This is a genomic window from Halorubrum halodurans (assembly GCF_002252985.1).
GTDB lineage: Archaea > Halobacteriota > Halobacteria > Halobacteriales > Haloferacaceae > Halorubrum > Halorubrum halodurans.
The window spans coordinates 14,907-32,754 of sequence record NZ_NHPJ01000136.1 but is presented as its reverse complement, the minus strand read 5'-3'; the positions used below and the strand labels follow the sequence as shown (position 1 = coordinate 32,754).

Annotated in this window: 23 protein-coding genes and 1 tRNA gene; 11 read left to right on the top strand and 13 right to left on the bottom strand. The window is 70.1% G+C overall.

Annotated features, from left to right (window positions below; genetic code table 11):
• Together DJ70_RS15615 and DJ70_RS15610 are read left to right on the top strand one after the other, a co-directional pair.
• Entirely contained in the window at window positions 1-1,146 is a 1,146-nt protein-coding gene (locus DJ70_RS15615; protein WP_094534609.1) for an NAD(P)/FAD-dependent oxidoreductase, read from the top strand.
• A 1-nt stretch (window position 1,147) separates the two neighbouring features.
• Window positions 1,148-1,822 carry a DUF1641 domain-containing protein gene (locus DJ70_RS15610; protein ID WP_094534607.1) on the top strand — a complete coding sequence of 225 codons (675 nt, stop codon included), beginning with the start codon at window positions 1,148-1,150 and terminating at the stop codon, window positions 1,820-1,822.
• Between the two features lie 58 nt (window positions 1,823-1,880).
• Here DJ70_RS15610 and DJ70_RS15605 read toward each other — a convergent pair whose 3' ends face one another.
• Together DJ70_RS15605 and DJ70_RS15600 are read right to left on the bottom strand one after the other, a co-directional pair.
• A complete protein-coding gene (locus DJ70_RS15605) occupies window positions 1,881-2,468 on the bottom strand; it encodes a DsrE/DsrF/DrsH-like family protein (RefSeq protein WP_094534605.1) in 588 nt (195 codons plus the stop codon).
• 1 nt (window position 2,469) lies between these two features.
• Window positions 2,470-2,724 (bottom strand): sulfurtransferase TusA family protein, encoded by a 255-nt coding sequence (locus tag DJ70_RS15600; RefSeq protein WP_094534603.1) that lies wholly within the window; start codon window positions 2,722-2,724, stop codon window positions 2,470-2,472.
• A 268-nt stretch (window positions 2,725-2,992) separates the two neighbouring features.
• Between DJ70_RS15600 and DJ70_RS15595 the strand changes: the two genes are divergently transcribed.
• From DJ70_RS15595 to DJ70_RS15575, 5 genes are all read left to right on the top strand, one after another.
• A complete protein-coding gene (locus DJ70_RS15595) occupies window positions 2,993-4,195 on the top strand; it encodes an MBL fold metallo-hydrolase (protein WP_094534683.1) in 1,203 nt (400 codons plus the stop codon).
• A 72-nt stretch (window positions 4,196-4,267) separates the two neighbouring features.
• Window positions 4,268-4,792 (top strand): YeeE/YedE family protein, encoded by a 525-nt coding sequence (locus tag DJ70_RS15590; protein ID WP_094534601.1) that lies wholly within the window; start codon window positions 4,268-4,270, stop codon window positions 4,790-4,792.
• Between the two features lie 17 nt (window positions 4,793-4,809).
• Window positions 4,810-5,247 (top strand): YeeE/YedE family protein, encoded by a 438-nt coding sequence (locus DJ70_RS15585; protein ID WP_094534600.1) that lies wholly within the window; start codon window positions 4,810-4,812, stop codon window positions 5,245-5,247.
• A gap of 130 nt (window positions 5,248-5,377) precedes the next feature.
• Window positions 5,378-6,721 (top strand): M20 family metallopeptidase, encoded by a 1,344-nt coding sequence (locus DJ70_RS15580; RefSeq protein ID WP_094534598.1) that lies wholly within the window; start codon window positions 5,378-5,380, stop codon window positions 6,719-6,721.
• A 53-nt stretch (window positions 6,722-6,774) separates the two neighbouring features.
• Window positions 6,775-7,155, top strand: coding sequence for a thioredoxin family protein (locus tag DJ70_RS15575; protein WP_094534596.1), 381 nt, complete (start codon window positions 6,775-6,777; stop codon window positions 7,153-7,155).
• An 89-nt stretch (window positions 7,156-7,244) separates the two neighbouring features.
• Here the strand turns inward: DJ70_RS15575 and DJ70_RS15570 are convergent, their stop codons facing one another.
• The 6 genes from DJ70_RS15570 to DJ70_RS17560 form a co-directional block, all read right to left on the bottom strand.
• Window positions 7,245-7,457, bottom strand: coding sequence for a hypothetical protein (locus DJ70_RS15570; RefSeq protein ID WP_094534594.1), 213 nt, complete (start codon window positions 7,455-7,457; stop codon window positions 7,245-7,247).
• 154 nt (window positions 7,458-7,611) lie between these two features.
• Complete coding sequence (locus DJ70_RS15565; RefSeq protein ID WP_094534592.1) at window positions 7,612-8,169, bottom strand: class I SAM-dependent methyltransferase; 558 nt, start codon at window positions 8,167-8,169, stop codon at window positions 7,612-7,614.
• Between the two features lie 97 nt (window positions 8,170-8,266).
• Window positions 8,267-9,385 carry an aminotransferase class V-fold PLP-dependent enzyme gene (locus tag DJ70_RS15560; protein WP_094534590.1) on the bottom strand — a complete coding sequence of 373 codons (1,119 nt, stop codon included), beginning with the start codon at window positions 9,383-9,385 and terminating at the stop codon, window positions 8,267-8,269.
• Window positions 9,386-9,419: 34 nt separating this feature from the next.
• The gene (trxA, locus tag DJ70_RS15555; RefSeq protein WP_094534588.1) at window positions 9,420-9,764 is read right to left on the bottom strand and encodes a thioredoxin; all 345 of its coding nucleotides are present in this window, start codon (window positions 9,762-9,764) and stop codon (window positions 9,420-9,422) included.
• A gap of 88 nt (window positions 9,765-9,852) precedes the next feature.
• On the bottom strand, window positions 9,853-10,911 hold the full coding sequence (locus tag DJ70_RS15550; protein WP_094534586.1) for a sulfite exporter TauE/SafE family protein: 1,059 nt from the start codon (window positions 10,909-10,911) through the stop codon (window positions 9,853-9,855).
• A complete protein-coding gene (locus DJ70_RS17560; protein ID WP_179234079.1) occupies window positions 10,908-11,069 on the bottom strand; it encodes a DUF7512 family protein in 162 nt (53 codons plus the stop codon). The genes DJ70_RS15550 and DJ70_RS17560 overlap by 4 nt, the downstream gene beginning before the upstream one ends.
• A gap of 403 nt (window positions 11,070-11,472) precedes the next feature.
• Between DJ70_RS17560 and DJ70_RS15545 the strand changes: the two genes are divergently transcribed.
• Window positions 11,473-11,697, top strand: a complete 225-nt coding sequence (locus DJ70_RS15545) for a hypothetical protein (RefSeq protein WP_094534585.1) — start codon at window positions 11,473-11,475, stop codon at window positions 11,695-11,697.
• Window positions 11,698-11,799: 102 nt separating this feature from the next.
• Here DJ70_RS15545 and DJ70_RS15540 read toward each other — a convergent pair whose 3' ends face one another.
• The 3 genes from DJ70_RS15540 to DJ70_RS15530 form a co-directional block, all read right to left on the bottom strand.
• Entirely contained in the window at window positions 11,800-12,501 is a 702-nt protein-coding gene (locus DJ70_RS15540) for a cyclase family protein (protein ID WP_094534583.1), read from the bottom strand.
• 693 nt (window positions 12,502-13,194) lie between these two features.
• Window positions 13,195-13,593 carry a helix-turn-helix domain-containing protein gene (locus DJ70_RS15535; RefSeq protein ID WP_066411529.1) on the bottom strand — a complete coding sequence of 133 codons (399 nt, stop codon included), beginning with the start codon at window positions 13,591-13,593 and terminating at the stop codon, window positions 13,195-13,197.
• 103 nt (window positions 13,594-13,696) lie between these two features.
• On the bottom strand, window positions 13,697-14,548 hold the full coding sequence (locus DJ70_RS15530) for a universal stress protein (RefSeq protein WP_094534581.1): 852 nt from the start codon (window positions 14,546-14,548) through the stop codon (window positions 13,697-13,699).
• Window positions 14,549-14,747: 199 nt separating this feature from the next.
• On the opposite strand from DJ70_RS15530, the gene DJ70_RS17555 reads away from it, so the two are divergent.
• Complete coding sequence (locus tag DJ70_RS17555; protein ID WP_179234078.1) at window positions 14,748-14,906, top strand: hypothetical protein; 159 nt, start codon at window positions 14,748-14,750, stop codon at window positions 14,904-14,906.
• Window positions 14,907-15,010: 104 nt separating this feature from the next.
• Entirely contained in the window at window positions 15,011-15,922 is a 912-nt protein-coding gene (locus DJ70_RS15525) for a 1,4-dihydroxy-2-naphthoyl-CoA synthase (protein ID WP_094534579.1), read from the top strand.
• Between the two features lie 647 nt (window positions 15,923-16,569).
• On the opposite strand, the gene DJ70_RS15520 is transcribed toward DJ70_RS15525, so the two are convergent.
• Both DJ70_RS15520 and DJ70_RS15515 read right to left on the bottom strand, forming a co-directional pair.
• Window positions 16,570-16,654: transfer RNA gene (locus DJ70_RS15520), tRNA-Leu, on the bottom strand.
• Window positions 16,655-16,714: 60 nt separating this feature from the next.
• On the bottom strand, window positions 16,715-17,098 hold the full coding sequence (locus DJ70_RS15515; protein ID WP_094534577.1) for a ferredoxin: 384 nt from the start codon (window positions 17,096-17,098) through the stop codon (window positions 16,715-16,717).
• A 162-nt stretch (window positions 17,099-17,260) separates the two neighbouring features.
• On the opposite strand from DJ70_RS15515, the gene DJ70_RS15510 reads away from it, so the two are divergent.
• The gene (locus tag DJ70_RS15510) at window positions 17,261-17,632 is read left to right on the top strand and encodes a 30S ribosomal protein S8e (RefSeq protein ID WP_066411517.1); all 372 of its coding nucleotides are present in this window, start codon (window positions 17,261-17,263) and stop codon (window positions 17,630-17,632) included.
• The last annotated feature ends 216 nt before the right edge of the window (window positions 17,633-17,848 follow it).

Here is a 17,848-nt window from a genome sequence, read left to right as displayed (position 1 = left end):
GTGGTCGACCGGATCGCGATCCTCGGCGGGGGAACCGGCGGGGCGGTGCTCGCGAACGACCTCGCCGACCGGCTCGCCGCGGAGATCGACGCCGGCGACGTCGAGGTGACGCTGGTCAACGACGGCCCGGACCACGTGTACAAGCCGGTGTGGCTGTACGTCCCGTTCGGGCAGCGCGAGCCCGCCGACGGCCGGCGGCCGCTCCGCGAGCTCGTCGACTCCCGGATCGATCTGGTCGTCGATCGGGTGACCGGGATCGACACGGGCGCGAGGGAGCTCGCGCTCCGCGACGCGGCCGGGTCGCTCGCGTACGACTACCTCGCCGTCGCGACCGGGTCGACGCTCGCGCCGGCGGAGATCCCCGGACTCGAGGCGGGCGGCCACGACTACTACTCGGAGTCCGGCGCGGTCGCGCTCCGCGAGGAGCTGCTCTCGATGACTGAGGGACACCTCGTGTTGAGCGTCGTGGGAACGCCGCACATGTGTCCCGCGGCCCCCCTGGAGTTCGTCTTCATGGCGGACGACTGGTTCCGCGAGCGCGGACTGCGCGAGGACGTCGAGATCACCTACACCTACCCGATCAACCGCGTCCACGGGAACGCGAACATCGCGGAGTGGGCGCGGCCGCTCATGGACGAGCGCGACGTCGGCGTGGAGACGTTCTTCAACGCCGAGGCGGTCGATCCCGACGCGGGAACGATCGCCTCGATGGAGGGAACCGAACTCGACTACGACCTCCTCGTCGGCGTCCCGCCGCACCGCGGCGTCGACGTCGTCGCGGAGGCCGACCTCGGCGACCGCGGCTGGGTCGACGTCGACAAGCACACGCTCGAGGCCGAGCGCGCCGAGGGCGTCTACGCGATCGGCGACGCCGCGACGACCGGCGTGCCGAAGGCCGGCAGCGTCGCCCACTACCAGGCGGGCGTCGTGGCCCGACGGATCGCGAGCGAGGTCCGCGGCCGTCCCGCGACGGCGACGTACGACGGCAAGACGCTCTGTTTCATCGAGACCGGGATGGACGCGGCGTCGTTCGTCGAGTTCGACTACGAGAACCCGCCGTCGCCCGCCCCGCCCTCGGAGAAGCTCCACTGGTCGAAGCTGGCGTACAACGAGGCCTACTGGCTCACCGCACGGGGGTTGCTCTGAGATGTCGGGGGAAGACGCCGAGGAGGCGAGCGACGCCGGGAGGGCGGACGACGTCGGTCGGGAGGACCTCGACCGCGACGACCTCGAGGCGCTCGTCGCCGAGAACCCCGAGGCCGTCGCGGCGTTCCTCGACCGGCTCGACGCGGTCAACGAGCTGCTCGACGTGCTCGCGCTCGGCGAGGCCGCCCTCACCGACGAGATGGTCGTCGAGCTCGCGGACACGGCGTCGACGCTCGCGGAGTCGGCCGACGGGCTGGCGACGGCGGAGACCGTCGAACTCGCGACGACCGTCGGCGACAACGGCGACGAGCTCCGGGAGGCGATGGAGACGCTGATCGAGCTCCAGCGGAGCGGCACCCTCGACGAGCTCGCGGAGCTGGGGCAGGTCGGCTCGCTCGCGACCGCGGCGCTCGACGACGGGATGGTCCGGTCGCTCGCGGGCACCGGGGCCGCCCTCGGCGAGGTCGCGGACGCCGCGGCCGACGAGGAGGTCCGCGAGGGGACGAAGACGCTCCTGGCGGGGCTCGGCGCGGCCCAGCGGAGCGAGCCGTCGAAGGTGGGTGCCGTGGGGCTCGCGCGCGGGCTCCGCGACCCCGAGATCCAGTACGGGCTGGGGTACGTGCTCGCGCTCTCGAAGGCGATCGGGCGGTCGCGGTCGCCGGAAAACGAGTCCTAACGGGGTCGGTCCGTTCGTTCGGGTCGAAACGGGTCGAGCGGTGTGCCGCCGGGGCGGCTCAAACGAGCAGCTGGATGTCGGCGTCGGCCATGTCCTGGAAGGCGGAGGCCGCGCCCACGCCGGTCGTCACGCCGTCGTAGAAGTCGTCCTCGTCGTAGCCGAGCAGATCGATCGTCATCTGGCACGCCTGGAGGTCGACGCCGCTCGCGAGGGAGGTCTCGATCAGCTCCTCGACCGAGGCCACGTCGTTGTCCTCGATCCGGTTGCGCATCATCCGCGCGGTCATCCGGTCCATCCCCGGAAGCGCGGCGATGGCGTTCGGGACGGGCATGTTGGGGTTGCCGACGGCGCTCAACCCGAGGTCCTTCGAGTTCTCCTCGTGGAGGATCTCGAGGCCCCAGAAGGTGTGGAAGACGGTGACGTCGTAGCCGAAGGCGGCGGCGGTGCTCGCGAGGATCAGCGGCGGGTACGCCATGTCGAGCGTCCCCTTCGTCGCGATGATCACCATCTTGTCGGCGTTCCCCTCGTCGACCTCGCCTCGGAGGTCGGAGACCTCGGTCTCCAACGCCTCGACCCGCGCGTGAAGGTCGGCGACGTCGTCGGGCGAGAACTCGCCGTCCGCCGACGGCGGTGTGTCCGCGCTCATCTCACTCCGCCTTCCGGACGTAGTGTTTGTACACCGCCGTCCCGTCCTCCGTGGCCTCCTTCTGGTCGACCATCTCCGCGCCCGCGGTCGACTCGGCCCAGCCCTTGATGTCGCTCATGCTTCCCGAGTCCGTCGAGACGACCTCGAGAACGTCGCCGACCTCGAGGCCGTCGAACGCTCCCTTCGTCTTGATGACCGGCATCGGGCAGTTCTGTCCTTTCACGTCGAGCGTCTCGGTCGCGGTTTCCGTGCTCATGGTTGGGATCCCCGTGTTGGGGATACCACACAATATTGGACGTTCGATGATAAGTGTGTCGATTCTTGTGGTTGACTTGAACGACTGAACGACAGGACGGTTCGAACGCTCCAGAATATGGAGCGCTACGCGCGGGTACACGCGAAAATGCCGTATAAAAGCGCTTATACGCCTTATCTCCGATCCGACGAGCGGTCGTTTGTATTGTATATCTTGTACATTACTATGAGAACATTTAAGTCGGTACGTCCGATAGTGGGTGATGTACATGGACGCAGACGAGATGGACTTTCCGACGCCGGACTCGGACGTCGACTCGATCGCACCCGAAACGCTCAAAGACCGCATCGACGCCGGGGAGTCGGTGACGCTGCTCGACGCGCGGATGTCGAGCGACTACGAGGAGTGGCGCATCGACGGCGAGAACGTCGACTCGATCAACGCGCCCTACTTCCACTTCCTCGACGAGGAGATCGACGACGCCGTCCTCAAGTCGATCCCCGACGACGAGCACGTCACCGTGCTCTGTGCGAAGGGCGGCGCGAGCGAGTACGTCGCCGGCGCGCTCGCGGACCGCGGCTACGACGTCGACCACCTCGAGGACGGGATGAACGGCTGGGCGTCGATCTACGAGGCCCGTGAGGTGACCGACTACGACGGGCCGGGAACGCTCCTCCAGTACCAGCGCCCCTCGAGCGGCTGTCTCGGCTATCTGCTGTACGACGACGGCGAGGCCGCGGTCGTCGACCCCCTCCGTGCGTTCGCCGACCGCTACCTCGCGGACGCCGCGGAGCTCGGCGTCGAGCTGAGGTACGCGTTCGACACGCACGTGCACGCTGACCACGTCTCCGGGCTCCGCGAGCTGGCCGCGGAGGGCGTCGAGGCGGTCCTGCCGTCCGCCGCCGCCGACCGCGGCGTCACCTACGCGGACGAGGTCACGCTGACGACCGACGGCGACGAGTTCGTGGTCGGGGACGCGACGGTCGAGACGGTGTTCACGCCCGGTCACACCACCGGGATGACCTCGTATCTGCTCGGCGAGAGCCTCCTCGCGACCGGCGACGGTCTCTTCGTCGAGAGCGTCGCCCGCCCGGACCTCGAGGAGGGCGAAGAGGGCGCCCCCGAGGCCGCACGGATGCTGTACGACTCGCTCCAGAACCGCGTGTTGACGTTCGACGACGACGTCCTCGTGGGCGGTGCGCACTTCAGCGACGCGGCCGAGCCCGCCGGAGACGGCACCTACACCGCGCCGATCGGCGACCTCCGCGAGCGCATGGACGCGCTCTCCGCCGACGAGGACGCCTTCGTCGAGACCGTCCTCGCGGACATGCCGCCCCGACCGGCCAACTACGAGGAGGTCATCGCCACCAATCTCGGGCGGAACGCCGTCGACGACGAGGAGGCGTTCGCGCTCGAGCTCGGCCCGAACAACTGCGCCGCGAGCCAGGATGCCCTCACGAGCGACGACTGACCCGACCGTGAGCTCCGACCGGGCCGCGAGCCGGTACGCGGCGACCCCGTCCTCCGGCGGCGGTGAGCGACGATGATCGCCGGCCTCCTCGGCGACCTGCTCGGGACCGGGACCGTCGACGCGCTGTTTCCCAACGGGGTCTCGCGGTACGCGATCGGCGGGCTGTTCGTCGGGCTCGGCACCGTCCTGATCTACCTCGGCACGGGGATCGCGGCGGGCGCGAGCACGTTCCTCGAGTCGACGCTCTCGTACGTCTCGGGGCGCTCGCGGTTCGCGCAGTACCGGCCCTCTCGGGACTGGCGCGTCGTCTTCACCCTCGGGATACTCGGCGGCGCGGCCGTCTACGCGCTGATCTACCAGGGTGACCCGTGGTCGCTCGCGGGCAGCGCCTGGACCACCGAGGTCTCGCCGTGGCGGCTGTTCCTCGGCGGGATCCTCGTCGGGATCGGCACCCGCGTCGGGAAGGGATGTACCTCGGGTCACGGCATCTGCGGCGTCGGGTCGGTCTCCCGGACGTCGCTCGTCGGCGTGGCGACGTTCCTCGTCGTCGCGATCGTGACCGCGAACGCCGTCTCGGCGCTGGGGGTGGGGGTGTGAGCCGACATCCCCTCTTCATGCCGCTCGTGCTCCTCGGGGGGCTCGTGTTCGGCTTCGGGCTCGGGTTCAGCCACATGGCCCGGCCGGAGGTCGTCCTGGCCTTCCTGACGTTCGACGACTTCGGCCTCCTGTTCGTGATGTTCGGCGGCTCGATCGTCGCCGGGCTCGCGTTCTGGACGCTGCCGAAGCTCCGCGAGTCGGCCCCGCTGACGGGCCGACCGTACGGCCGTCGGCTGAAGTCGTTCGACCGGAACGTCCTCGTCGGCGGCTCGATCTTCGGCGTCGGCTGGGGGCTCTCGGGGATCTGTCCCGGCGCGGCCTACGCCAGCCTCGGCGTCGGCAACTGGCCGATCCTCTACGCGATCGGCGGGATGTTCGTCGGCGCGTACGTCCAGGGCGTCTGGCGCAGCCGGGACGCCGCCGACCCGACCGCGACCGCACCGACCGACGACTGACCCGCACGAACTCGTCTCATCCCGGCCTCCGCTCCGTCGTCCCTCCACCTCACGTCCCGCCGTCCTTCTCTCACGTCTCCCCGTCTCTCCCGCCCGCACCGCTCGCCGGACTCACCTCACGACATCCACCATGACGGACGAACGCTTCGATCCGACCGATTCGACCGATTCGACCGATCCGACCGATTCGACCGATCCGACCGACACGACCGATCCGACCGGGGCCGTCGGCGACGGACCGGCCGTCCGGACGGACCGCGTCGTCGAGATCGCGACCGACCTGATCGGGTTCGACACGCGGAACCCGCCCGGCGACGTCCGCCGGATCGTCGAGCACGTCGACGACCTGTTGGCGTCCGCCGGCTTCGAGACCGAGCGCGTCGCCGCCGACCCGGCGAAACCGAACCTGCTCGCGGTCCTGCCCGGTCGGGGCGAGCGGACGCTGCTGTACGACGGCCACGTCGACACCGTCCCGTTCGACGCCGACGCGTGGACTGCCGATCCGCTGGGCGAGCGGGAGGGCGACCGGCTCTACGGCCGCGGCGCGACCGACATGAAGGGGCCGCTCGCGGCGATGCTGGCCGCGGGCGAGGCGCTCGCCGCGGCCGACGCCGACCCTCCGGTCACCCTCGCGTTCGCGGTCGTGGGCGACGAGGAGACGGGCGGCGACGCCGGCGTCGACACGCTCGTCGCGAGCGACGCGTTCTCCCGGCTCGCGCCCGACGCCTGCGTCATCGGCGAGACGACCTGCTCGCGGGGGCGACACTCGGTCACCGTCGCCGACCGCGGGAGCATCTGGCTCACCCTGCGCGCCGAGGGGACGGCCGCGCACGGCTCCCGGCCGGCGCTCGGCGACAACGCGATCGACCGGCTCTGGGTGGTCGTCTCGCTGCTTCGGTCGCGGCTCGGGGCTCGGGAGTTCGCGCTCGACCCGGCGCTCCGACCGATCGTCGAGGAGTCGGTCGAGTACTACGAGCCGACGCTCGGCGCGGCCGCCGCGCGCGACCTGTTCGAGCACCCGACGGTGAACCTCGGAACGATCGAGGGCGGGGAGGCGGTGAACGCCGTCCCGGACGCGGCGACCGCCCGGCTGGACGTGCGGCTGACCGCGGGCGTCGAGACCGCGGACGTGCTCGCCGACGTCCGGGAGTGTCTCGCCGACTTCCCCGCCGTCTCCATCGCCGACGTGAGCTGGTCGGTCGGGAGCTACGAGCCGGTCGACGGGCCGCTCGTCGACGCCGTGAGCACCGCGGCGGCCGCCGTCTCCAGCGAGCGCGTTTACCGACGGAGCGCCACCGGCGGCGGGGACGCCAAGACCCTCCGGCACGCCGGCGTGTCGACCGTGGAGTTCGCGTTCGGCACCGACACGGTCCACGCGGTCGACGAGTACACGACCCGCGAGGCGCTGGCGCGCAACGCCGAGGTGTACGCCCGGCTGCCGGCGACGTGGGCACGGCGCGTCGACGGCGGATAGTCCCGAATCTGCCGGAAGCGAGCATTTATACTGTCCCAGGGATAATAGTGTCCATGAATCACAATACTGTGTCGACGGACGACGGCGACGATCACGCCGGAAGCGCTTCCCACGGTCGCCCGACCTCGCTCGCCGACGAGCCCGCCCTCGAGGAGTTCCTCGCCGGGACGGACGCCGCGCTCGTCGAGTTCTACACCGAGGGCTGCGGGATCTGCGCGAGCATGGAGCCCGTCCTCGGCAACGTCGCGCGCACGGTCGACGTCGACGTGGCGCTCGTGAACCCCCGCGACGACCCGCCGCTCGTCGAGCGATTCGACGTGCGCAGCGTCCCGCTGTTCGTCCTCTTCGTCGACGGCGAGCCGGTCGCCCGGCGCGCGGAGGGGTTCGTTCCCGGCGACGACCTCGCGGCGTGGGTGCGCGAACACGTCGAGTAGGTCCGCCCGAGACGCCCGGCACCGAGCGACGCGCCGCGTGACCCAACGCGTAGCCGCCGGGACTCGACCAGTCGAGATACCCGAGCTCGTCAGTCGAGATACCCGAGCTCGCGAAGCCCGTCGATGACGTCCTCGTCGGTGACCGCGTCCTCGACGACCTCGTCGACCCCGTCGTGACGCCGTCGAACGACGTGGAGGAGCTGTCGAGCGCTTCTGAGCTTGTACCGCGTCTCGGGATCGTCCACCCCGTCGAGCGCGCCTTCGAGCAGTTCGTCTATCGTCTCGAGCGTCGTTTTGGCCATGCGGAACGTTGGAAGATAGCCGACATGAGTTTTGTGAATGGTACGTGCCTTCCCCGATCGGATCCCGCGACGACGCCCGCCGAGCCGACCTCGCCGGCCCGATCCGGGGCGACTCCCCGCCGGGGCGCTCCGCGGGATCGGGGTCGTTCCCCGCCTACGGCGCCAGCGCGACGACCGCGAACGTCTCCGTGCGGGTCGTTCCGTGGACGACCTCGAAGCCGGCGTCTTCGAGCATCGCGGTCGCCTCCGCCAGGGTGTACCGCTCCGCGGTCGGCGGTCCGGCCGCGCCGCCCCCGTCGGCGGACCAGTCGAAGATCGCGAGCCGGCCGTCGGTCCGCACAACCCTGGCGAGCTCGGCGACCGCGTCGTCGTCGGCGAACTCGTGGAACGTCATCGTCGAGAAGGCGGCGTCGAGCGCGCCCGCGGCGAACGGCAGGTCGGCCACGTCGCTCTCGACGAGCTCGACGTTCTCGGGGAGCCCCTTCTCGCGGTAGCGGTCGTTCATTTCCGCCTGGACGTCGACGCCGTACACCGTGCCGGCGTGGGGCGCGACGTCGTCGGTGTAGAAACCCGTGCCGCTGCCGAGGTCGGCGACCGTCCCGTCGACCGCGGGGTCGACCGCGTCGATCAGCTCCTCGCGGGAGACCCAGGCGTAGCGCTCGGGGTCCTCGAGCTTCGCCGCCCGGTCGGCGTCGAACGTGTGAAATCCCATACGGCTGTATTGTACCGACCGCGCAAAAATCGGTCGGTTCCGGCGTCGACGACGGAACGACGCCCGTGCGTCGACGGAACGGTGACCGCTCCGCCGCCTACGGCTCCTCGGAAAGCGCCGCGACGACGTCGTCGATCTCCCGCTCCGTCGAGACCGCGTGGACCGACACGCGGACCGCGTCCGGGTGCGGGAGGTCCCGGATGACGATCCCCCGCTCGAGGAGCCGCTCGACGGTCGCCTCGGGCTCCGCGACGTCGACGGTGACGAGCCCGGTCTCGTACTCGGTCGGGCTCAGCAGCCGCTCCCCGTCGATGCCCGCCTTCAGGCGGTCGGTGAGCGACTCGATCCGGTCCGTGACCGCGTCGAGCCCGATCGACTCGATCGCGTCGATCCCCTCGAGCAGCCCGACGTGTGCCGCCGGGGTCGTGGTGCCGACCTCGAAGCGCTTCGCGCCCGGCGCGTACTCGATGTCGTGGGCGGTCGGCGTCTCCACCCCGCGGTAGCCGGCGGAGCTCGGCGTCATCCCCTCGGCGACCGCGCGGTCGACGTAGAGGAAGCCCGCCCCCCACGGCCCGAGCAGCCACTTGTGGCCGGCACCCGCGACCGCGTCCGCGCCCCACGCGTGGAGGTCGACGGGGACCTGTCCCGGCGACTGGACCGCGTCGACGAGGGTGAACGCGCCCGCGTCGTTCGCGATCTCCACGAGGTCCCGGACGGGCAGCCGGGTGCCGTGCGTCCAGGTGATCGCGCTGAAGCAGACGAGCCGCGCGTCCGCGACCGCGTCGGCGTAGGCGTCGCGGTCGATCCGGCCCCCCTCGGTCTCGACGACGCGGACCTCGATCCCGGCCTCCTCCTCGAGCTGCCGCCAGGGGAGCACCCCCGCCGGGTGTTCGAGGTCGGTCCGGACGACGACGTCGCCGGGCTCCCAGTCGATCGCGGCGGCGATCCGCGCGATCCCGTCGGTCGTGCTCTCCGTCAGGGCGATCTCCTCGGCGTCGGCCCCGAGGAACTCGGCGATCCGCTCGCGGACCGTCTCGTAGGTGCCGAACGCGCGCTCGTAGGGGTCGGTCCCGATCGGGTCGTACTCGTGGTCGGCGAGGAAGTCGGCGGCGGCGTCGACGACGTACTCCGGGCTCGGCCCGTGTGCGCCGTAGTTCAGGTACGCGGTGTCCTCGTTCAGCGCGGGGACGTCCGCGCGCAGCTCCCGCGGCGTCATGCGGCCACCACCGCCGTCGGTGTCGGACCGTACATCACTCGAGACGGCCGGCCACGGCCTCGCGGAGGGCGTCCTCGGTCTGCGCGCCGACCATTCGGTCGACGACCTCGCCGTCGGCGACCACCAGGAGCGTCGGGATGCCCTGGACGCCGTACTCGCCGGCGAGTCCCTGGTGCCGGTCCACGTCCACCTTGAGAACCGCCGCGTCCGTCTCGGCCGCGATCGCCTCGACCGCCGGCTCCATCATCTGGCAGGGCCCACACCAGTCGGCGTAGAAGTCCACGAGCACGACGTCGTGTTCGGCGACGCGGTCGTCGAAGTCGGCCGCGTTCTCGAGGGCGACGGGTTCGGTCGGCACGGATCCGCTGGTTTGTGTCATCATCGACCGGTACACGCCCCACGCTCATAACGGTTTTGGATACTGAATACAATACTCCTGGTTGGCGGGTCGGCGCCGGCCGGGCCGCTCACTCGCCGCGCCGGGTCGAGCCGGGGACGCCGCGGGTCCGCCGCACCGCGAGCGCGCCGTGATAGAGGATGACGGCACAGACGAGCAGCGCGGACCCGATCAGCAGGAGGAAGCTGAGCCGGTCGAGGACGGGCATCGAGAGCCACGCGGAGAGCTCGCCGATCCCGACGGCGGCGCTGGCGACGAGCAGCATGAGCCCGAAGTAGATCGTCACGTCCTCCTCGTCGACGTAGGCGGTCGCGCTCGATCCGATCCGCGCGCCGAGCGCGCTGCCGACGAGCAGCGCCGTGACGATCCCGAGGTCGATCACGCCCGCACGGCCGTAGGTGAACGCCCCCACGGCCCCGGACATCAGCCCCCCGAAGAGGCTCGTCCCGACGGCGGCCGCGAGCGAGGTGCCGATCACGTAGTAGATCGCGGGCATGCGGACGAACCCGCCGCCGACGCCGAGGAACCCGGAGACGAGCCCGACGCCCCCGCCGACGCCGGAGATCGTCCACAGCGACGCCCGGCTCCCGTCCGCCAGGGTGGTCATCGGCGGGATCTCGTACGACTGGATCGTCCGGGCTATCGCCGGGACCTCGTCGTCGGGGTCCTCACCGTCGTCGGCGTCGTCGTCACCCTCGGCGTCGTCCTCGGCGTCGAGCGCGCTCCGCGTGAACAACACGCCGATCGCCGCGAGCAGGAGCACGTACGCGACGCCGACGACGACGTTCGCGATCCCCAGCACCTCGAGTCCGAAGACGAGCCGGCTTCCAAGCTCGATGCCGAGGGTGATCCCGACGAACATCAGCGCGCCGAGCTTGTAGTCGACCTGCCCGGCGTCGTGGTGTTTCATCGTCGCGATCGCGGCGGTCCCGAACACGAACGTCATCGAGCTGCCGATGGCGACCGGGGCCGGATACCCCAAGATCAGGAGCGCGGGCGTGACGAGGAACGAGCCGCCCATCCCGAAGAACCCGAAGAACACCCCGACCATGAAGCCGAAGACGACGAACAGGCCGAAGAGTTCCGGGCCGAGCCCGAGGAGCTCGGTCGGCACGAGCGAGCCGATCATCTCCCGTTCGCGAGCCGATCCAGGACGGCCGACCCGACCGTCTCCTCGACGGCCCCGTACCCGACGTAGAGGGCGATCGCCTCGAGGAGGACGACGCCGATCACCGCGAGTGCCTGTACCGACGGCGACGCGCCCGCGAGAAGCTCGGTGCCGGTCATCGGCTCCCCCCGTCTCTCGCCGCCCGCATCCCGTGTCGAGTCGGTCGATCGATGTCGGTCATGTACCCGAAGGTAGCCGACAGGGAGATATAACGGTTTTGGGTTAGTTGTACAATACTATATCCGCGTGAGAGACGAGTCACGATGGATACCCTATTCATATTATTTTCAGTGATCCGAGTCGCCGACGACGATCCGCCGACTCGGCGGCGGCGTCTCCCGACACACTCCCGTCGCCGCCGTGGGCGGACGCTCGTCCTCGTTCGTGGCGGTCGTCGTTCGACGGAGCATGGTGTTTCGATGGAATCTCACTACACGACTCCTCGTGACGCCGCGCCGACGTGTTCTCCGCGCGTGGGAATCCACACCCGTCCATTTATATACGGAACGCGTACTCGGAGGTATGAGTCACTCATCGCATTCCCCGCGTATCGACCTCGACGCGGCGTTCAAGGCGTTCGGCGCGGTGACGATCCTGATCGGGGTCGTCCTCACCGTCGGCGTGATCGCGCTCACCGACCCGTTCGGCGAGTACGTCACGGCCACGCCCGCCGCGACCGGGAGCCTGCTCTTCACCGGGCTGCTCGCCGCGGTCGGCTACGCGGCGTACGCGCTCCGCCGCCGCTGAGCCGCCGGATCGCGCGCGTCGAACCGTTCTCTCGAGTCGATCCGCCGGCCGTCCGGCGACGCGACGGCCGAGTTTCTCCCGTACGCGTCGGCCCCCGTCCGCTCAGCCACCGGCGGTCTCGTCTCGAGGCGCGTCGCTCCCGCGGTCCGCGGCGGGCTCCCGATCCCCGTCGACCTCCGCGACCGCCCGGATCGGCGCGCCGTCGGCGTCGACGGCCAACGGGTAGGCGTGGAGGGTGACTCGCTCGGGCAGCCGCTCGAGCCCGGTCAGGTTCTCGACGACGAACCGCCCCGCACCGAGCAGCGCGCGGTGGGCCGGCACGCCCGAGGGCTCGTCCGGGGTCGCGCGCTCGGTCGGCGTCGGGTCGGGGTTGAGCGTGTCGGTGGCCACGTGGTGGGCGGCCTCGGCGCAGCGGCGGGCCGTCGCGGGAGCGAGATAGGGATGGTCGAGGTACCGCCCCGTCCCCCAGTGGTCGTCCCACCCGGTCCGAAACGCCAGCAGCTCCGCGTCGGTCTCCGGAACCGCGTCCGGCGGGATCGCCTCGCGTGCGCCGACGTCGCGACAGTCGACGAGGCGGGCGTCGAACCGGAACCGCTCGACGTCGTACGCCCCGAGCGTCCGCCCGTCGGGCTCGGTGTGGCGCGGCGCGTCGACGTGCGTCCCGGCGTGGCTCCCCAGCTCGAGGGCGGTCACCTCGTAGCCGTCCGCCTCGTGGGTCGCGTGAGGCGAACGCGACACGTCCGGGTCGCCGGGATACGTCGGCATTCCCGTCTCGATCCGGTGTGTACAGTCGTACAGCGGCATGGTTCACGTCCCGGCACGTCGCGTATAATCCTGTCCCCGACCGTAGGATATCGTCGGTATTCCGGTCCGCGTGCGGATACGTCGTCCGAGGCTCTCGATCGCCGAACGTTGCCTATAGAACGGGTATTTCGTGAGTGATCGGGCTGATGAGAACGGGATCGTTGCTGGCGCGGTGACCACCACCAAAGCCCCAGCCGGCTCCGGCCGGGGGCCTCGCTGTGGTCCTCGCTCACTTCGTTCGCTGCGGTGCTTTCATCGGCCGTCTTCCCGGAGCCGGCTGCTAGAGGGACCTCCGGTCCCTCTCTGTTCGCTCCTGCGGTCCTTGCGTCGGCCGTCTTCCCGGAGCCGGCTGCCCCTTGGAATCCCACCCGACCACTGGAAGACGGTCCTGCTCGTTCACTCCGTTCGCTGCGCGGGCTGCGACTTCCATGCTCCCGCTCGCTTCGCTCGCGGGAACGCAACCGCCCCGCACCTCACACCTCCCCAGCCTCGCGACTCCCTTCGGTCGTCGCGTCCCTCGCGGGCGGTTCGCGGGCCTTCGGCCCGCTCACCGGCGCGCCACCGCCCCGGCGATCGCCCACTCCCTCACCCGTACTGATCACCCCGAATCACACCGGGTCCTGCTGTAGAACTCGACGAGGTCGACGGAAAAAGGGGTTCCGGGCTGCGCGTTTCGGTCCGGCGCGGACCGGATCAGCTCGAGGCGGTCGCCGACTCGGCACCCTCGTACTTGTCCTCGAACTCCTGGATGAGCTGGCCCATCTTCGCGTACCAGTCGTTCAGCATCCGCTGCATCTCCCCCGAGATCTTCTCGGGGTCGGTCGGCTGGTAGACGTGGTAGTAGCCGCCCTGGTCGTAGTTGATCTGCTCCTTGCTGATGAAGCCGGTCTGGAGGAGCCGCTGGACCGCCCGGTAGGCGGTCGAGCGCTCCCGGTCGACGGCCTCGCCGATCTCGTCTATCGTCAGCGGCTCCTCGCTCTCCACGAGCACCTGGAAACACTCCCGATCCAGCGGTTTGAGCCCGTGAAAACACTCCAGTAACCCCTCACACTCCATGTCGCTCCGGAGCTGTTCGGCCAACGAGTCTGGCATGGTATTACCTACGGGTACGACCCGTGCGCCTAAAAGGCTTGTGTATAGAACACACAATTCCGTGCGAGCGGGCTCGAACGACCCGACGATCCCCGGTGTGAGTTCAGGCCGACCGCGGCGGCGGCACCAGGAGGACGTTGCCGGTCGCGTTCACGACGACCTCCTCGCTCACGCTGCCCAGGAGCAGTCGTCGCAGCCGGCTCCGGCCGCGCGAGCCGAGAAGCAGCGTGCTCGGCTCGTGTTCACGCTCCGCGGCGAGGATCTCCGCCGCGGGGTCGCCGCGCCTGACGTCGATCCGGGAGTCGAGGCCCCATCCGTCGAGGCGGTCGGTGAGCTCGCCGAGCCGCGTCTCCACGTCGCCCTCGTCGCCGGTGTCGTCCTTCGGCGAGCGCACGTGGACCAGCGTGACCTCCTCGGTCGCGTGTCTGAGGTACGCGAACGTCTCGAAGGCGCGCTCGGCGTTCTCGGAGAAGTCGGTGGCGAAGAGCGTCCGCTTGAACAGGTGGCGTCGCACCGTCTCGGGGTCGTCGACGCCGCGCTCGATCCGGTCGACGAGAAGCGGCACCACCGTGGTCCGGGCCAGGTTCCGCGCCGTCGAGCCGATCACCCGGTTCTCGAGCGGGCTCTTCCCGCGGGAGCCGACGAGGATCAGGTCCGCGCCGACCGCGCCCGCGATCCCGTTGATCCGGCGGTGTGGCGTTCCCCGAACCACGTGCGTCTCGACGTCGAAGCCGGCGGCCTCGATCGTCTCCCGATAGCGGCGGAGCCCGCGCTTCCGCCGCTTCTCGAAGTCGATCCCCGGCATCCCGGAGTGGACGTTCGAGGGGACCACGGTCACGAGGTGGATCCGGTCGACGCCGATACGCGAGAGGCAGTTCAGGCCCGTCTCCGACTCGACCATCGTCTCGCTCGCCGTCGAGAGGTCCGTCGCGAGCACCGCCGACTTCCCGCTCATCGGTGCTCCCTCCGGCCCCGCCCCCGGTTCCCCCCTCGTCGCCGGCTCCGTCCTCGCCGCCGGTTCGCCGATCCACGCGGCCACACAGTATTCTCCATGTCGTACAATACTCTTGTCCGGAAATAAAACCCGCGGTCGGCGCGGCGCGTTCTCCCCGCGGACGGGTAGATATACCAGGTCGGCGGGCGTGTCCTCGGACATGACCGACGACGAGACCGACCTCGCGGCCGCGGTCGATCGCTTCCTCGAGGAGGCCGACGCGGCGTTCGACCAGTACGAACAGGGATACGCCGACGCCGACGCGACCGTGTCGGTGCTTCGAAGCCACGTCGACGACCTGCGGGACGCCCGCGAGTGAGCGGCCGATCCCCCTAAATGCGAACCGTCGCCTCCCGGACGGAGGTCCGGCCGGCGGCGGATCGCGTCGCCGCCGTTTATGTCGCCCGCGCCCGACCGGTCGGCATGGTCTCGGAGATCTTCGACCCCGACGCGTGGGAGCCGGTTACGGACGAGTTCGAGGACGTGACGTACCACCGCGCCCGCGACGCGCCGGTCGTCCGGATCGCGTTCGACCGCCCGGAGGTCCGCAACGCGTTCCGGCCCGGAACGGTCGACGAGCTGTACGCCGCGCTCGACCACGCCCGCAAGCGGGCCGACGTGGGCTGTGTCCTTCTGACGGGGAACGGCCCCTCCGAGACGGACGGCGGCTGGGCGTTCTGCGCCGGCGGCGACCAGTCCGTGCGGGGCGGCTCCGGCTACGAGTACCGCGACGACGACGAGGCCGACGAGGCGGACGACCCCCTCGTGCGCGAGGCGAAGGCCGGCCGACTCCACGTCCTCGAGGTCCAGCGGCTGATCCGGTTCATGCCGAAACCCGTCGTCGCGGTCGTCCCCGGCTGGGCGGTCGGCGGCGGCCACTCGCTCCACGTCGTCTGTGACCTGACGCTCGCGAGCGACGAGCACGCGAAGTTCCTCCAGACCGACCCCGACGTGGCCTCCTTCGACGGCGGGTTCGGCTCCGCCTACCTGGCCAAACAGATCGGCCAGAAGAAGGCCCGCGAGGTGTTCTTCCGCGGGAAGACCTACTCCGCCGCGGAGGCCGTCGACATGGGGATGGCCAACGAGGCGGTCCCCCACGAGGACCTCGAGAGCGTCGCCTTGGAGTGGGCTGAGGAGATGACGAGCAAGTCGCCGACCGCGATGCGCATGCTGAAGTACGCGTTCAACATGACCGACGACGGCATGGTCGGCCAGCAGGTGTTCGCGGGCGAGGCGACCCGGCTCGCGTACATGACCGAGGAGGCCCAGGAGGGCCGCGACGCCTTCCTAGAGAAGCGCGAGCCCGACTTCGACGACTACCCCTGGCACTACTGATCAGCAACTCTCGCACGCGTTCCGCCGTGGTGGCGTGCGCCTCCGATCGTCCCGACGGGACGCGAGGAGCCCGCGCGAGGGAGTCGGGCGGCCGGAGCGACGCGGAGGCCGGCCGACAGGGCGAGAGCGAAGCTCTCGCTTGCAGCCGGACGTAGTCCGGCGACGAGGCTGGGGAGGCGTGAGGTGCGGTGCGGAGCGGTTGGGTGGGACTCAAAGGGGCAGCCGCGGGGACGCCAGACGCTCGCTGTGCTCCTCACTCGGTCGCTCCGGCTCCCTCCCTGCGGTGCTTGCGTCGCCTCTGGCGTCCCCGCGGTTGGGGCTTTGGCGGTGTTCGCCGGAGCCAGCCCCTCGTTCGCTCGCGATGCTCGCGAACTGCTCGCCGCAGGTATGCGGGGGAAGGGATTCGAACCAACGAAAGACGGTCCGGGCGTGCGGCTCGCTCCGCTCGCCGGTCCGGGCTGCGACTTTCTGGGTTCGAACCCCTGGTCAGATACCTGCGGCTCGCGAACTGCTCGCCGCAGGTATGCGGGGGAAGGGATTCGAACCACCGTCGCTCCCGTTCGCTCGCGATGCTCGCTCACCTCCCGCTCCCTGCTTCGAACCCCTCCTGCCGACTCCTGCTGCTCGCGGATTGCTCACAGCAGGAGTGCGGGGGAAGGGATTCGAACCCTCGAACCTCTACAGGAGCGGATCTTAAGTCCGCCGCTTTTGGCCAGGCTCAGCCACCCCCGCGCGGATCCGGGTACCGCCGGCGGGGTCAAACCCCTTTCGGAAGCCGGTCCGGACCTCGATTCACCAATCGACCGACAGCGTCCCGTCGCCGTGCGGGTCGGGCGCGATCTCCTCGTCGGTCCGCCGGTCGACGACGTGGATGACGCCGCGCTCCTTCTTCGCCGGACACGCCTCCGCGGCCCGGACGTTCTCGGCCAGGTCGTCCTCACCGATGTAGTAGGTCCGCGGCTTCGCCATCCCGCTCACGACGTCCATCTCCCAGTTGTCGGCGACCTCCGCGCACTTGCCCGCGCCGAAGCACTTGTTCGCCTCGAAGACGATCTTGTACGGCTTCTCCTCGATCGGCGGCCCCTCGCCGCCGAGATCGCTCGCGGCGAGGACGCCGTCGTCGCTTCCCTCCTCCCCGTCGGCCTCGTCGGGTTCCGTCCCGCGCGCGTCGCTCATACCGGTCGATCGGTGACGGCGGGACTTTCGTCTGTCGGTCGCGTCGACTCGTCGGTCCCGGATCGCTACCCCGGATCGGTGCGGATCGGTCGTGATCGGCCGCGAGACGCCACGCCGTCCGGAGTCGAACGGTTCAAGTATTCGCTGGCTGTTCGTAGGGACATGAAAGACCAGGGACGCTCCACGCGCAAGCGAACCGGCGGCCGACTGAAACACGCCTCGAACAAGAAGCGCCACCAGCTCGGCCGCGAGCCCGCCGAGACGACGGTGGGCGAGACCCGCGTTCAGTACATCGACTCCCGCGGCAACGAGCGGAAGGTCCGCGCGCTCGCGACGAACGTCGCCCAGGTCGCCGACGGCGACGAGGTCGTCGAGGCCGACATCGAGGACGTCGTCGAGAACCCCTCGAACGTCAACTACGTCCGCCGGAACATCGTCACCAAGGGCGCCGTCATCGAGACCTCGGAGGGCCGCGCCCGCGTCACCTCCCGACCCGGCCAGACCGGCCAGGTCAACGCCGTCCTGATCGAGTAGAGTCGGCTTCCTCGGTTTCGTTTTCCGCCATCGTGAGTCCGTAGCATCGACCGTCGTCACCGATCCGGACTCCAAGCGTGGCGAGCTGCTGGCGCGGTCACCACCAAAGCCCCAGCCGACCGCCCCGCACAACACCGCAACCGCACCTCACGCCTCCCCAGCCTCGTGGCTCACTGCTCGCGGTTTCACCGCTCGCTATCGAGGTGCTCACTTCGT

Bases quoted from the DNA above. Each gene is read 5' to 3' on its own strand.
- DJ70_RS15610 (WP_094534607.1), top strand. From the start codon at position 1,148: ATGTCGGGGGAAGACGCCGAGGAGGCGAGCGACGCCGGGAGGGCGGAC.
- DJ70_RS15605 (WP_094534605.1), bottom strand. From the start codon at position 2,468: ATGAGCGCGGACACACCGCCGTCGGCGGACGGCGAGTTCTCGCCCGAC.
- DJ70_RS15600 (WP_094534603.1), bottom strand. From the start codon at position 2,724: ATGAGCACGGAAACCGCGACCGAGACGCTCGACGTGAAAGGACAGAAC.
- DJ70_RS15595 (WP_094534683.1), top strand. From the start codon at position 2,993: ATGGACGCAGACGAGATGGACTTTCCGACGCCGGACTCGGACGTCGAC.
- DJ70_RS15590 (WP_094534601.1), top strand. From the start codon at position 4,268: ATGATCGCCGGCCTCCTCGGCGACCTGCTCGGGACCGGGACCGTCGAC.
- DJ70_RS15585 (WP_094534600.1), top strand. From the start codon at position 4,810: ATGCCGCTCGTGCTCCTCGGGGGGCTCGTGTTCGGCTTCGGGCTCGGG.
- DJ70_RS15580 (WP_094534598.1), top strand. From the start codon at position 5,378: ATGACGGACGAACGCTTCGATCCGACCGATTCGACCGATTCGACCGAT.
- DJ70_RS15575 (WP_094534596.1), top strand. From the start codon at position 6,775: ATGAATCACAATACTGTGTCGACGGACGACGGCGACGATCACGCCGGA.
- DJ70_RS15570 (WP_094534594.1), bottom strand. From the start codon at position 7,457: ATGGCCAAAACGACGCTCGAGACGATAGACGAACTGCTCGAAGGCGCG.
- DJ70_RS15565 (WP_094534592.1), bottom strand. From the start codon at position 8,169: ATGGGATTTCACACGTTCGACGCCGACCGGGCGGCGAAGCTCGAGGAC.
- DJ70_RS15560 (WP_094534590.1), bottom strand. From the start codon at position 9,385: ATGACGCCGCGGGAGCTGCGCGCGGACGTCCCCGCGCTGAACGAGGAC.
- trxA (WP_094534588.1), bottom strand. From the start codon at position 9,764: ATGACACAAACCAGCGGATCCGTGCCGACCGAACCCGTCGCCCTCGAG.
- DJ70_RS15550 (WP_094534586.1), bottom strand. From the start codon at position 10,911: ATGATCGGCTCGCTCGTGCCGACCGAGCTCCTCGGGCTCGGCCCGGAA.
- DJ70_RS17560 (WP_179234079.1), bottom strand. From the start codon at position 11,069: ATGACCGGCACCGAGCTTCTCGCGGGCGCGTCGCCGTCGGTACAGGCA.
- DJ70_RS15545 (WP_094534585.1), top strand. From the start codon at position 11,473: ATGAGTCACTCATCGCATTCCCCGCGTATCGACCTCGACGCGGCGTTC.
- DJ70_RS15540 (WP_094534583.1), bottom strand. From the start codon at position 12,501: ATGCCGCTGTACGACTGTACACACCGGATCGAGACGGGAATGCCGACG.
- DJ70_RS15535 (WP_066411529.1), bottom strand. From the start codon at position 13,593: ATGCCAGACTCGTTGGCCGAACAGCTCCGGAGCGACATGGAGTGTGAG.
- DJ70_RS15530 (WP_094534581.1), bottom strand. From the start codon at position 14,548: ATGAGCGGGAAGTCGGCGGTGCTCGCGACGGACCTCTCGACGGCGAGC.
- DJ70_RS17555 (WP_179234078.1), top strand. From the start codon at position 14,748: ATGACCGACGACGAGACCGACCTCGCGGCCGCGGTCGATCGCTTCCTC.
- DJ70_RS15525 (WP_094534579.1), top strand. From the start codon at position 15,011: ATGGTCTCGGAGATCTTCGACCCCGACGCGTGGGAGCCGGTTACGGAC.
- DJ70_RS15515 (WP_094534577.1), bottom strand. From the start codon at position 17,098: ATGAGCGACGCGCGCGGGACGGAACCCGACGAGGCCGACGGGGAGGAG.
- DJ70_RS15510 (WP_066411517.1), top strand. From the start codon at position 17,261: ATGAAAGACCAGGGACGCTCCACGCGCAAGCGAACCGGCGGCCGACTG.